This is a genomic window from Runella limosa DSM 17973, from assembly GCF_000482465.1.
In the GTDB taxonomy this organism is placed as follows: domain Bacteria; phylum Bacteroidota; class Bacteroidia; order Cytophagales; family Spirosomataceae; genus Runella; species Runella limosa.
Genome location: NZ_AXVJ01000040.1, coordinates 169,405 through 182,489, shown reverse-complemented (window position 1 = coordinate 182,489; position 13,085 = coordinate 169,405). Strand labels below are relative to the sequence as shown.

At 45.0% G+C, this 13,085-nt stretch carries 11 protein-coding genes; 9 read left to right on the top strand and 2 right to left on the bottom strand.

Features of this window, described 5'->3' with window-relative positions:
- Window positions 1-1,278: isocitrate lyase (aceA, locus tag K339_RS0102450; RefSeq protein ID WP_037299014.1), on the bottom strand; the 1,278-nt coding region annotated here is incomplete at its 3' end.
- A 50-nt stretch (window positions 1,279-1,328) separates the two neighbouring features.
- Window positions 1,329-2,942 (bottom strand): malate synthase A, encoded by a 1,614-nt coding sequence (aceB, locus tag K339_RS0102445; RefSeq protein ID WP_028522188.1) that lies wholly within the window; start codon window positions 2,940-2,942, stop codon window positions 1,329-1,331.
- Between the two features lie 283 nt (window positions 2,943-3,225).
- Here aceB and K339_RS0102435 point away from each other — a divergent pair, with 283 nt between their 5' ends.
- The 9 genes from K339_RS0102435 (at window position 3,226) to K339_RS0102395 (ending at window position 12,897) form a co-directional block, all read left to right on the top strand.
- Complete coding sequence (locus K339_RS0102435; protein ID WP_028522187.1) at window positions 3,226-3,648, top strand: IS1/IS1595 family N-terminal zinc-binding domain-containing protein; 423 nt, start codon at window positions 3,226-3,228, stop codon at window positions 3,646-3,648.
- A 388-nt stretch (window positions 3,649-4,036) separates the two neighbouring features.
- Window positions 4,037-5,428 (top strand): hypothetical protein, encoded by a 1,392-nt coding sequence (locus tag K339_RS0102430; protein WP_028522186.1) that lies wholly within the window; start codon window positions 4,037-4,039, stop codon window positions 5,426-5,428.
- Window positions 5,429-5,475: 47 nt separating this feature from the next.
- A complete protein-coding gene (locus tag K339_RS0102425; protein WP_037299012.1) occupies window positions 5,476-7,035 on the top strand; it encodes an MFS transporter in 1,560 nt (519 codons plus the stop codon).
- 28 nt (window positions 7,036-7,063) lie between these two features.
- Window positions 7,064-7,282 (top strand): DUF6814 family protein, encoded by a 219-nt coding sequence (locus K339_RS0102420; protein WP_028522184.1) that lies wholly within the window; start codon window positions 7,064-7,066, stop codon window positions 7,280-7,282.
- Window positions 7,283-7,369: 87 nt separating this feature from the next.
- Window positions 7,370-7,579 carry a hypothetical protein gene (locus K339_RS0102415; protein ID WP_037299038.1) on the top strand — a complete coding sequence of 70 codons (210 nt, stop codon included), beginning with the start codon at window positions 7,370-7,372 and terminating at the stop codon, window positions 7,577-7,579.
- Window positions 7,572-10,271: an ATP-binding protein gene (locus K339_RS0102410; protein WP_037299010.1), complete on the top strand. Its 2,700-nt coding sequence runs from the start codon at window positions 7,572-7,574 to the stop codon at window positions 10,269-10,271. Before K339_RS0102415 ends, K339_RS0102410 begins: the two co-directional genes overlap by 8 nt.
- Window positions 10,272-10,287: 16 nt before the next feature.
- On the top strand, window positions 10,288-10,668 hold the full coding sequence (locus K339_RS0102405; RefSeq protein WP_028522181.1) for a response regulator transcription factor: 381 nt from the start codon (window positions 10,288-10,290) through the stop codon (window positions 10,666-10,668).
- A gap of 126 nt (window positions 10,669-10,794) precedes the next feature.
- Complete coding sequence (locus K339_RS37980) at window positions 10,795-10,929, top strand: hypothetical protein (RefSeq protein WP_255417943.1); 135 nt, start codon at window positions 10,795-10,797, stop codon at window positions 10,927-10,929.
- 24 nt (window positions 10,930-10,953) lie between these two features.
- A complete protein-coding gene (locus tag K339_RS0102395; RefSeq protein ID WP_262505697.1) occupies window positions 10,954-12,897 on the top strand; it encodes a propionyl-CoA synthetase in 1,944 nt (647 codons plus the stop codon).
- Window positions 12,898-13,085: the final 188 nt, after the last annotated feature.

Below are 13,085 nucleotides of genomic sequence, written 5' to 3'. Positions count from 1 at the left end.
CTCTTCTTCGGTGGAGCCCTTCATGGCGACAGTCGCAGAAGTACCCGCGGTTACGGTATTTTGAACCGCATCAAAATAGCCTGTTCCCACAAAAGCTTGGTGTTTTACGGCTTTAAAGCCTTTGGCTTGGAGCGCAAATTCACGTTGTTGTAGTTCGGAAAAACCTGCCATTCCGCGTTCTACGTAGGCCGACGATAGTTCAAACATAGCCGTATTGAGGGCGTGGAAGCCTGCCAAAGTAATGAATTGGAACTTATACCCCATTTCTGCAATCTTTTCACGGAAGTTAAGCATTTGTTTTTCGTCCATAAACTTCGCCCAGTTGAAAGAGGGTGAGCAATTGTAGGCCAACAATTTATCGGGGAACTGACTGCGGATGCTTTCGGCAAACTCACGCGCTAGTCCTAAGTCAGGATTGCCCGTTTCCATCCAAATCAAGTCGGCATAAGGCGCGTAGCTTAGTCCACGGTCGATGCCTTGTTCGAGCCCATTCCGAACGTAGTAAAAACCTTCGGGCGTACGGCCCAAATCGCGGCGGATAAATTTCTCATCGCGTTCGTCGATGTCGGACGTGATAAGATTGGCGGCTTCGGCATCGGTACGAGCAATAACCAGCGTGGGTACACCCATGACATCGGCAGCAAGGCGTGCCGCGACCAGTTTGTTGATGGCTTCTTGGGTAGGTACCAATACTTTCCCGCCTAAGTGACCACATTTTTTGGCCGAAGAAAGTTGGTCTTCAAAGTGAACGCCAGATGCTCCCGCCTCAATCATTTGTTTCATCAATTCAAACGCATTGAGGTTTCCTCCAAAACCTGCTTCGGCGTCGGCTACGATCGGGACAAGCCAGTCGATATTGCCGTCATTACTCACCGATTGGATTTGGTCGGCGCGCAAAAGGGAATTATTGATTCGTTTTACGACTGCTGGAACGCTGTCGGAGGGGTAAAGGCTTTGGTCGGGGTACATTTGTCCTGCTAAATTGGCATCGGCAGCTACTTGCCAGCCCGAAAGATAAATGGCTTTCATGCCCGCAGCTACTTCCTGCACGGCTTGGTTGCCCGTAAGTGCGCCCAACCCTGCAACCCATTGGTCGTTTTGGAGCAAATTCCACAATTTTTCGGCGCCCATACGAGCCACAGAGTGTTCGATTTGGTACGAACCCGCTAGACGAACTACTTCTTCGGCCGTGTATGGGCGCTGAATTCCGTTCCAACGAGGGTTGGTTGTCCAATCGGCAATGAGCGATTGAATGCGATTTTGTGTGCTAATTTTCATTGTTGTTGATGTTTGTGATGAAGTGTATTTGATAAAAAAGAGAAAGATTGCTAGGCGTCTAAGAGGTCGTAAGCGGGAAGTGTCAAAAAAGCCTCGAATTGGGGCTGCGTGACCAAACGGTCAAACAATTCGGCAGCTTGTTCGTAATGGCCTTTGGTAAACGCTTCTTTACCAACGTCTTCTTTGATTTTACTGAGTTCGTCGGCAAAAACGTTTTTGTACGAGTTAAGGGTAATTGGGTGTCCTTCAAAGGTTTTGACCTCGTGATGCAGCCACTGCCATACCTGCGCCCTCGAAATTTCGGCGGTGGCGGCATCTTCCATCAAGTTATGAATGGCAGCGGCACCTACGCCACGTAGCCAAGAGGCAATGTACAGGATACCTATGTTGATATTGGCACGTAAGCCATTTTCACTGATAGTTCCCTCCTTGATATAAACGTCGATAAGCGCTTCGGCTTCGATGCGGTCATATTCACGTTTGATGTGTTTTTGGTGGGGTTGAGCACCGAGCATAGCGTCGAAAGGAGCTTTGGCAACCGATACCAAATCAGGATGGGCGACCCACGTGCCATCAAAGCCAGTTTCTACTTCAAGTTGTTTGTCGGCTTCTACCCGTTCAAAGGCAATGCGGTTGACTTCTGCATCGCGGCGGCTAGGAATGAAAGCCGACATCCCGCCGATGGCGTGGGCACCTCGTTTGTGACAGGTTTGAACCAAAAGCCGACAATAAGCCCGCATAAATGGCATTCGCATGGTGACTTGGGTACGGTCGGGCAAGATAAATTCGGGATAATCTTTGAATTTTTTAATGATGCTAAAAATGTAATCCCAGCGCCCCGCATTCAGTCCAGCCAAGTGATGTCGAAGCTCGTAAATGATTTCATCCATTTCGAACGCGGCCAAAATTGTTTCAATCAAAACCGTCGCTTTGATGGTGCCCAGAGGCAAGTGGAACCACTCTTGGGCTGCAATAAACACATCGTTCCAAAGCCGTGCCTCTGAGTGACTTTCGAGTTTGGGGAGATAAAAATACGGGCCGCTGCCGTTTTGAAGCAATTGATGAGTGTTGTGGAAAAAGTATAATCCAAAGTCGAATAATGAAGCCGAAACAAATTGATTGTCAATGAGTAAGTGCTTTTCGTGGAGGTGCCAGCCGCGCGGACGAACCACCAACGTAGCTATGTTGTCGTTGAGTTGGTAGTTTTTACCATTCTCGGCCGTAAAGTCGATTTGGCGACGAATCGCGTCGTACAGATTGGCTTGCCCTTCTACCATATTGCTCCAAGTGGGAGAAGAGGCATCTTCAAAATCGGCCATAAACACATTTGCTCCCGAATTGAGGGCATTGATGACCATGCGGCGGTCAACGGGGCCTGTAATTTCGATACGGCGGTTTTGTAAATCATTGGGAATGGCATTGACGGTCCAGTCGGCTTCGCGAATAGGAGCAGTTTCGGGAAGGAACTGCGGCATTTCTCCTTTTTGAATTGCGATGGTACGAAGGTCGCGGAAGCGAAGGAGTTCGAGGCGGCGCCCGTTGAAGCGTCGGTGCAAGTGAGCGATAAATTGCAGAGCCTCAGGGGTTAAGATTTGGTCGTACTGGCTACACATCGTTCCTGTGATGTCAATGCCTTCAAGGAGGGTGTCGGTTTGAGTACTCATTTTGTTCAAGTGTTGATGAAGTGTAATTGATGTTTCAAAAGTATGTTAGCGAAAAATATAAAACAAGCGAAATTTCGCTAAAACAAAGATTTGTGCAAAACAAAAATTGTTAAGTTGTTGAAAATCAGAGGAAATCTCAAAAAAGAAAATTTGAAAACTATAGTTAATTAGCAAAACAATACTAAACGTAACCAAAAACATTTTTTTATATGAATAGTCCTATTAGCTTTGGTAAATTACTATAGGACACTTCCTCTAATTATAACTTAACCATTCCTTTTTCATGGCAGCAACACTCAAATGCCCCAAATGCGACAGTCTCGAAACTGTCAAGAACGGAATCATCAAAGACCGTCAGCGTTTCCGTTGTAAAAAATGCGATTACAATTTTACGGTCGATAAGCTTGGCAAAGGGATTAGCTCCTATTATGTGATTAAGGCGCTTCAGTTGTACATTGAGGGGGTTAGTTACCGTGAAATTGAGCGGCTTCTGGGGGTAAGCCATGTGTCGGTGATGAACTGGGTAAAGAAGTACCAAATCAAAATGCCCGATCGAATTACGCACCATGCTACCTACAAAGTGATGAATCACAAAGAGCTGGCTGAGTTTTATGCCGACCGTAAAAATTTGGAAGGAACGGGCATGATTGTGACCGAATTAGGAGATAAGTTTATGATGATTAAATGGGAAAGATTCAAAGATTAATTACACCAATAAGTGCATTAAGGTGGGGGTAACGGACGACGTTACCCCCATTTTTTTATATTATATGGCCATTTATTGCTAAATTACTATATGTTTGCTAAATTAAAATAGATGATTTTTAGGGCGTATTTTCAAAATAGTATGGGGGTAACTTCTACTATTGCCTTTGTTTTATTGCTCATTTTTTCTCTATCTCGCATTTTTCTACTGATTTTTGCTTAAAAACAGCCGTTTTGTTCGCTACCTATACGCGTTTAGCATAACAACATCACCCAAGCGGATTTTTAAATCCTTTCTTCCACTTTTGTCGAGTGATTATTCAAAAAAATATTTGAATAACACAAAATGAACCGACCTCTTTTTTTAACCTCTTTCCTTTAACAAACCTATGAAAAAGTGTTTAACCTTACTGGTATTGATGGCCAGTAGCCTCTTGGCCACAACGAGTTATGGCCAAGGCTCGACTGATTACGGAACGGGTATCAAACTTGATTTGAACCCCGAAAAAACAAAGTACATTCGTGTGATCACGTGGAACCAAACGTGGTTTAGAGCAACTCAGCTTAACCCTGGGACGACTGTGGGGGGAGAAGCTGCCAAATCAAATTTTGATATTTCGGGACGTCGTCTTAGGATGTTGGCCTATTCACAAGTAAGCAAGCGGTATATGATTTTGGCTCACTTTGGTATCAACAACCAAACATTTATCAACGGCGGCGGCTCAGGAAGTACAGGAACAGGAGGCTACGGAAATGGCAAGAAACCGCAAATGTTTTTCCACGATTTTTGGAACGAGTACCATTTGATTTTACCTACCAAAGAAAACAAAAACTCAAGTTTGAGCGTAGGAGCAGGGTTACATTATTTTATGGGTATATCGCGGATGACAATGGCTTCAACACTTAACTTTTTGACCGTTGACTCGCCTATTTTCTCTTGGGCAACGATTGACAATGCCGATCAGTTTGCACGTCAATATGGCTTTTTTGCCAAAGGAAAATTGAACAAACTTGAATACCGTTTTGGATTAAATAAGCCCTTTAATACAAGTATTGCGCCAGCAAACGTAACCGATGGTGTAAAAGCCGTAGCAGTTGATAACAACGGAACGAGCAAGTGGGCCAAAACGGGATATGTTGAGTACCAGTTCTTAGATTCAGAATCAAATCTGTTGCCGTTCAAAGTAGGAACCTATTTGGGAACGAAGCGTGTGTTTAACATCGGAGCTGGGTTTTACAGCCAACCCGAAGGTACACGTTCGTCGGTCAATGGCACGGTGACCAAACACAACGTAAACCTGATGTCAGTAGATGCTTTCTTGGATATGCCCATTGGTAAAAAAGAAAAAAACACGGCTATTACCGTTTATTCGGGCTTTTTCAAGTATAATTTCGGTCCAAACTACTTGAGAAATATCGGAATTATGAACATTGGAGCTGCCGATGCTTCTTATACAGGCGCTGATAAACTTTTGGCAGGAGCAGGAAATGCACAACCTATGATTGGAACTGGAAAAATCTTCTACACACAAATAGGCTTATTGTTGCCAAAAGCTACCGACAGACCTAAAATGCGCGTACAACCCTTCATGGCATATACCAGCAAGAACTTTGATGCGCTGTCAAAAACAGTTTCAAACTTTGATACAGGCATCAACTGGCTCATCGACGGCCACCATGCCAAAATTACCACGCAATATTCGCTGCGCCCAGGCCTGACGGCGGCGGGTGTAAGTAAGAAATATGGAGAGTTTATTGCCCAACTTCAAATTTACCTCTAATACCTTTTAACCTAATCAAATTTAAAAAACTTACAACCTTTTCAATCATGTCTGAGAAAAAACAAAGTTTAGCGTACATCATCGGGGCCTCGTCGGTAGGTACGCTCATCGAATGGTACGATTTCTACATATTCGGAAGTTTGGCGACCGTAATCGCTACCAAATTTTTTCCGCCCGATAACCCAACGGCGGCTTTCCTTTCGACCTTGGCGACGTTTGCGGCAGGTTTTGTGGTTCGGCCTTTTGGTGCCTTGTTTTTTGGCCGTCTTGGTGACCTCATCGGTCGTAAATATACCTTCATGGTAACCCTGATTTTGATGGGCGGAGCGACGTTCTTGATTGGATGTATCCCGAGCTACGAAACCATCGGCTTTTTTGCCCCTCTTTTGGTATTACTCCTACGTTTCTTGCAAGGACTTGCCTTGGGTGGCGAATACGGTGGCGCGGCGACCTACGTAGCCGAGCACTCACCCGCCGAGAGACGCGGATTCTGGACATCGTGGATTCAGACGACAGCGACGATTGGTTTGTTTGTGTCGTTGTTGGTTATCATGGTAACTCGCAACACGCTTGGTACCGAAGCTTTCAATGATTGGGGATGGCGTATTCCTTTTTGGGTGTCGTTGGTGATGGTAGGGGTATCGTTTATCATTCGCCGTAACATGCACGAGTCGCCACTTTTTGCCAAAGCCAAAGCAGAAGGAAAGACGTCGGCCAATCCATTGAAAGAGTCGTTTGGCAATAAATATAACTTCAAATTTGTGTTGTTGGCACTTTTTGGGGCTACGATGGGTCAAGGCGTAGTTTGGTACACGGGTCAGTTTTATGCTTTGAGTTTCTTGCAAAAAATCTGTAACGTCGATGACAATCAAGTGAACGTGATCATTGCTTTAGGATTATTGTTAGGTACGCCGTTCTTCGTGATTTTTGCGTCATTGTCCGACAAAATTGGCCGCAAAGGCATTATGTTGGCAGGTATGTTGTTGGCGATTATTTGCTATCGCCCGATTTTTGAGAAGATTTACCAAACGACCAATCTCAAGAACAAACAAGAGATTGTGGCCAATACCAAAGTGGAGGTAAAACGTGCGCTTGCTCCTGAGTCTGAAGTCGATTCGCTCATTACGACCACTACGACCAAGGAGTTTACAGATGGAACAAAATACAAAGAGGTAAAGAAAGTGACGATTCTGGCCGATGCGAGCAAGGAAGCTCCTAAGCCTGAAGTGAAAAAAACAACTACGATTAACAATAGCGACCGCAACACGCTTGTCTTGATGGTATTTATCTTGTTGCTTTTTGTAACGATGGCGTATGGCCCTATTGCGGCCTTCTTGGTAGAAATGTTCCCAACCCGTATTCGTTATTCGTCGATGTCGTTGCCATACCACATTGGTAACGGGGTGTTTGGTGGATTGATGCCTGCCATTGCGACTTACTTGGCTACCCGTGCGAAGGACATCAACGATGCGGCCGAAAAAGCGGGAGAGGCGATTGTGAATACTCAACCGTATTTGGAAGGGCTTTGGTACCCAATTATCCTTGCTGGGGTAAGTTTTGTGATTGGTTTACTTTACATCAAGGAAGACAAAAACGCTAACGACTAATCTTTAACCTTTTAAAAGACAACGAATTATGAACGCAATAAAAAGAATATTAGGAATTGTTTGGATAGGTATTGGTCTATACGCAGGCTACTATCTCTTCATCAACCAAGCATTGCCAATGTGGGACAAAGGTGGTACTGACCTCGTGCCTGCCATCATTTATACCTTCATTTTGGCACCAATCATCGCAGGAGGAATGTCGATACTCGGGTATTATGCACTCTCTGGCGAATACGACGAAAAATAAATAAGGTTAGGTTTAGGGTTTATAATTAGGAATGGTTGTCGGGCGTGTTACAAACCCTCGGCAGCCATTTTTCACATGCTTAATGGTATGTCAAAAACGCGAGAATTGGCCTTGGTGGCTTTGAGTTTACTGGCTTGGGCGTTGTACAACAACCCCATTTTAAGCATTTTCAACCGCTTGAGCTTCAAGTGGCGGATTCCTGTATTGTATATGGGAATCTTTGGAATCTGGTTTTTGATTATTGTTGTCACTTTTTTGATTGTTAATAATACCAACAACCACCATTCTGATGAATAGCTTTTGGTTGATTTTCTGGTCTGTATCGTACTTGTTGGTCTTGTTTTTTGTAGCCAACTGGGCCGAACAGCGTTCGGTCAAAGGGCGAAGCTTGGTCAGCAATTCGTATGTTTATGCGCTGTCGTTGGCGGTTTATTGCACGGCATGGACGTTTTACGGGAGCGTCGGGCGCGCCGCCGAATCGGGCGTGGATTTTATTTCCGTTTTTATCGGCCCTACCATTACGATGCCCCTTTGGTGGGTTATTTTTCGGAAGATTATCCGCATTTGCCAAGTTCAACGCATTACCAATATCGCCGATTTTGTGTCGGCACGTTACGGAAAAAGCCAATCGCTGGGCGTGATTGCTACGATTTTGTGCGTAGTTGGGACGATTCCCTACATTTCGATTCAACTCAAAGCGATTTCCAGCGGGTTTAGTATTTTGACCACCACCAACGACGCAAGCAATTCGCTTTGGCTGGATAAAGCTTTCTACATTTCGATAGTTCTGACGATTTTTACCATTCTATTTGGGGCGCGAAAACTGGATGCCAACGAGCGCCACGAAGGAATGGTCGCCGCCATTGCTTTTGAATCATTGTTTAAGCTTTTTGCCTTTTTGGCAGTGGGAGTTTTTGTCACATTCATCGTCTTTGATGGCTTTGATGATATTTTTCAACAGGCTTCAAAAGTGATAGACCTCCATCAAATTTTTACCATCAAAGAACAAAAAACAAGCGATTGGTTTTGGTATTGTTTATTGGCGTCTTTGGCTATTATGTTTTTGCCAAGGCAATTTCAGGTGACGGTGGTGGAGAATGTAAACGAAAATCACCTTCGCAAAGCCCTCTGGATTTTTCCACTTTATTTGTTGGTTATCAACATTTTCGTGGTTCCGATTGCGTTGGGAGGGAAAATTTTGCTCGGTACAGCCGTCAAAGCCGACCAATTTGTGTTGTCGATTCCTTTGCATTTTAACGAAAAAGCACTGGCTTTTGTGGCCTATTTGGGAGGATTTGCGGCTTCTACAAGTATGATTATTGTGGAATGTACGGCCTTGACGGTGATGTTGACCAACAACTTGGTCATGCCCTGGCTGGTCAGTCGCACCGATTTTCAGCGGCGATTTGGCGGAGACATGGGGCAAGTGGTGATTACGTTGCGACGCTTGTTTATTGTCCTGCTGATGGTGGGATCGTATTTGTACTATAAAAACGTCAGCGATAAATACAGTTTGGTATCGGTCGGGATGGTGTCGTTTGCGGCGGTAGCACAGTTTGCTCCCGTGGTACTAGGTGGTATTTTTTGGAAACGAGGGTCGTTGGTGGGAGCCGTGGGGGGGCTTTTGGTTGGCGGAGGCGTTTGGTTTTATACCCTGATTATTCCGTCGATGGTCTCGGCGGGGTACATGTCGCCCGATATGCTCAGTAAAGGGCCTTGGGGAATGGATTTGTTACGGCCAGAATCGCTGCTGGGCATCACGGGTTTGGATAATATTTCTCACGGAACGTTTTGGTCGTTGTTGTTGAACTTGCTTTTTTACGTGGGAGGGTCGCTGTTGTCGCAGCCTACGGCGTTGGAGCACAACCAAGCGGTATTGTTTGTAGATGTTTTTAAATACTCAAAAACCTACGAAAGTGCGGTAGCTTGGAAGGGAAAAGCGCTGGTAACGGATATTAAGTCCCTTTTGACCATTTTCTTTGGTAAAAGCCATACGGAAGAAACGCTTCAGCTGTATGCGAAACAGAATAAGTTGGATTTGAATACGAGGTATGCCGACTCCCAAGTGGTAAACTATGCCGAAAAAATGCTTGGCGGAGCCATTGGCGCGGCATCGGCGCGTATTTTGGTGTCGTCGGTGGCAAAAGAAGAACAAATTAGCGTCGAAGAAGTGATTGATATTCTGAAAACGTCGCAAGAGTTGAAGACGTTGAATGAAGAATTGACGCGAAAGTCGGAAGAATTGGAACAACTGACGCAGCAGCTAAAACAAGCCAATGAGTTGTTGAAAATTGCTGATATTCAGAAGGACGACTTTTTGTCAACGGTCACGCACGAAATACGTACCCCGCTGACGTCGATACGGGCACTATCGGAAATTGTCCACGATAACCCCGATATGGAAGAAGACCAACGGTCGCATTTTGTGAATACCATTACCAAAGAATCCGAACGTTTGACCCGTCTCATTAACCAAGTGCTGGCCCTCGAACGTTTTGAAACGGGAAAACAAGAGTTGGACATCGACGAATTTTTGATGGAAGACATTATAGAAGAGTCACTGGAAGCACTTGACCAACTGGCGAAAGAAAAAAACATCAAAATCGAAGTCACTTATGAAGGGATTTATGGCCCTATTCGCGCTGATCGCGATCGACTTATTCAGGTGATTATCAATTTGGTATCCAACGCGATTAAGTTTTGTCCTGCTGATACGGGAAAAATTCAAATCAATACCCTTCAAACCGAAGCATCTCTATCATTTAGCATATCAGATAATGGCCAAGGCATAGATAATAAATATCAAGAGCTTATATTTGAAAAATTTTATCAAACTCGCGACCAATCGGTGCGAAAACCGAAAGGCAGCGGCCTCGGATTAGCTATCTGCAAAAAAATCATAGAACTACACCAAGGAACTATCCAGGTAGAAAGCGAGCTAGGTAAAGGAAGTGTATTTACGTGCGAAATCCCACTGGGTAAAAACTAAAAACAAAATGACGGGCATGAAAATTTTGATTGTTGATGATGAGCCTAACATCTTAATGTCTTTGGAGTTTTTGATGAAAAAAGAAGGACATAAAGTGTTTATTGCTCGCGACGGTGCCGAGGCATTTGACATCATCGAGGCGAACATCCCTGATATTGTACTACTTGATATTATGATGCCCAAGGTGGACGGGTACCAAGTCTGCGAATTTATTAAAAAACACGATTCTTATAAACATGCTAAAGTGGTGTTTATGAGCGCTAAAAGCAAAGAAGCCGATATGGCCAAAGGGCTTGAGCTAGGGGCAAGCTTGTACGTTCCGAAGCCATTTTCTACCCGCGATTTGATGGCAAAAGTAAACGGACTGATACGGGAGATTTCGGGAGCAGCGGCCTAAAAATCAGGATGTTATACTGCAAAACAGTAGCTATACCAACTTAGCGAAAAATATTACTATTCCTCGAATATTTTAGATTACTTTTGGATGAAAATTCAGTTATCCCAAACTTTAATCTTATTCGTCATGGAAGAAAGTAAGTCGTCGTCAGGTATTGTTACCAAGGTAATCATTGCGGTTGTGGTGCTAGTATTTATTTATGGTATTTACTGGCTTTTGAATGGTGGTATGGACGGAGCTTCACTCGAAGGAAGCCACTAAGGTTGTCTCAATTTCACCCTTTCAATTGCCTTTGCCATGTCTAGCAATACACAATCAACAAACTACACTTCACTTTTTGAAGCGAGTCTAGCCAATCCCGAAACCTTTTGGGCCGAGCAAGCCGAGCAAATTGCGTGGTTTAAGAAACCCGAAACCGTGCTTGGAAAAGACGCCAATGGGCTTGACCGCTGGTATGCTGGGGGGCAGCTCAATACTTGCTATTTAGCGATAGACTACCACGTACAGAATGGGCGAGGAGCGCAAGTAGCGATGATTTATGACTCTCCTGTCACAAATACCATCCAGAAATATACATTTGCCGAGTTACAACACGAAGTGGCCAAGTGTGCAGGGGCATTGCGGGCATTGGGGGTTGAAAAGGGCGACCGAGTGGTGATTTATATGCCCATGATTCCCGAAACGGCGTTTGCCATGCTGGCTTGTGCCCGTTTGGGGGCGGTGCATTCGGTCGTTTTTGGAGGTTTTGCACCACATGAGTTGGCTATACGTATAGAAGATGCCGAACCCAAAGTAGTGATTTCGGCTTCGTGTGGAATTGAGTTTGACCGTGTATTACCATATAAACCGCTGTTGGACGAAGCCATCGAATTGGCCGCTTTCAAGCCCAAACATTGCCTCATTTATCAGCGTTCGATGTGCCATGCCCCAATGTTAGAAGGGCGTGATGTGGATTATGCGGAAGCCGTTGCGCAGGCCGACCCGACCGAATGTGTCCCCGTGGACGCAACTCATCCCCTGTACATTTTATATACCTCAGGAACGACAGGAAAACCCAAGGGTGTCGTGCGCGACAATGGTGGGCACGCAGTGGCACTTAAATTTAGTATGCACCACGTTTATGATGCCCACGCGGGAGATGTTTTTTGGGCAGCCTCCGATTTTGGTTGGGTAGTAGGGCACAGTTATATTTTATACGGGCCGTTGATTGCAGGTTGTACAACTATTTTGTTTGAAGGAAAACCCGTACGGACGCCCGATGCAGGTACGTTTTGGCGGGTGATTGCTGAGCATAAAGTAAAAACGTTTTTTACGGCTCCAACGGCGTTTCGGGCGATAAAAAAAGAAGACCCTGAGGCGTTGTTGAAGGCTAAGTACGATATATCAAGTTTGCAAAATATTTTTGTGGCAGGCGAACGCTGCGACCCGCCAACGTTGGAGTGGCTGCAACGAATTTCACAACTCCCCATCACTGACCATTGGTGGCAAACCGAGTCGGGCTGGCCGATGGTGGCTAATATGATGGGATTAGAGGCTTTTCCTGTCAAAGCAGGATCGGCAACCAAACCTGTGTGTGGGTATAATCTTAAAATTGTGGGAGAAAATGGTCAGGAACTTGAAGCCAACCACGAAGGGTATGTGTGTTTGAAACTACCGCTTCCTCCTGGATTTACGCCCACGCTTTGGAACGATGATGCGCGTTTTAAAAGTTCGTACCTTAAAAAGTTTGAAGGTTATTATTTGTCGGGCGACGGCGGGTATGTGGATGACGATGGTTACGTGTTCATCATGGGGCGCGTGGATGATGTCATCAACGTCGCAGGGCATCGCCTCTCGACGGGAGAAATGGAAGAGTTTGTAGCGTCGCACCCTGCCGTGGCCGAATGTGCCGTGGTCGGAATAGCCGACGAACTTCGCGGACAGCGTCCTGTTGGTTTTGTGGTTTTAAAAGACGGTGTTGTTATTGATGAAATGGCGTTGGAAGCGGAGTTAGTGGGCATTGTGCGTGATCAGATTGGAGCGGTGGCGTTCTTCCGTACGGCTATTTTGGTAAAACGTTTGCCAAAAACACGTTCAGGAAAAATTTTGCGAAAAACGATTCGCCAAATTGCCGATGGAGAATCTTACACCGTGCCATCAACGATAGACGACCCCGTTATTTTGGATGAAATTGCCGATTCCTTGCAGCGCAGAGGGGTTGGGCAAGCCTTTGAAAATCAGAGAATATGAATTTAGATTACAATCATAATGTTAGGTTAACTTCGAACGCCAGACTTGACTCAAGTCTGGCGTTTTTGGTAGGTTTGAAGCATGATTTTTATCACTTTCTATATATACTTAGCAATTTTGTGATGATAATTTCACCTAAACGGGAAAATGTTTTGCTATTTTTATACCCACAATTCAGCAACGGACTT

What these genes read in the sequence shown, in the direction of transcription:
- aceB (WP_028522188.1), bottom strand. Translation starts at nt 2,942, where the DNA reads ATGAGTACTCAAACCGACACCCTCCTTGAAGGCATTGACATCACAGGA.
- K339_RS0102435 (WP_028522187.1), top strand. Translation starts at nt 3,226, where the DNA reads ATGGCAGCAACACTCAAATGCCCCAAATGCGACAGTCTCGAAACTGTC.
- K339_RS0102430 (WP_028522186.1), top strand. Translation starts at nt 4,037, where the DNA reads ATGAAAAAGTGTTTAACCTTACTGGTATTGATGGCCAGTAGCCTCTTG.
- K339_RS0102425 (WP_037299012.1), top strand. Translation starts at nt 5,476, where the DNA reads ATGTCTGAGAAAAAACAAAGTTTAGCGTACATCATCGGGGCCTCGTCG.
- K339_RS0102420 (WP_028522184.1), top strand. Translation starts at nt 7,064, where the DNA reads ATGAACGCAATAAAAAGAATATTAGGAATTGTTTGGATAGGTATTGGT.
- K339_RS0102415 (WP_037299038.1), top strand. Translation starts at nt 7,370, where the DNA reads ATGTCAAAAACGCGAGAATTGGCCTTGGTGGCTTTGAGTTTACTGGCT.
- K339_RS0102410 (WP_037299010.1), top strand. Translation starts at nt 7,572, where the DNA reads ATGAATAGCTTTTGGTTGATTTTCTGGTCTGTATCGTACTTGTTGGTC.
- K339_RS0102405 (WP_028522181.1), top strand. Translation starts at nt 10,288, where the DNA reads ATGAAAATTTTGATTGTTGATGATGAGCCTAACATCTTAATGTCTTTG.
- K339_RS37980 (WP_255417943.1), top strand. Translation starts at nt 10,795, where the DNA reads ATGGAAGAAAGTAAGTCGTCGTCAGGTATTGTTACCAAGGTAATCATT.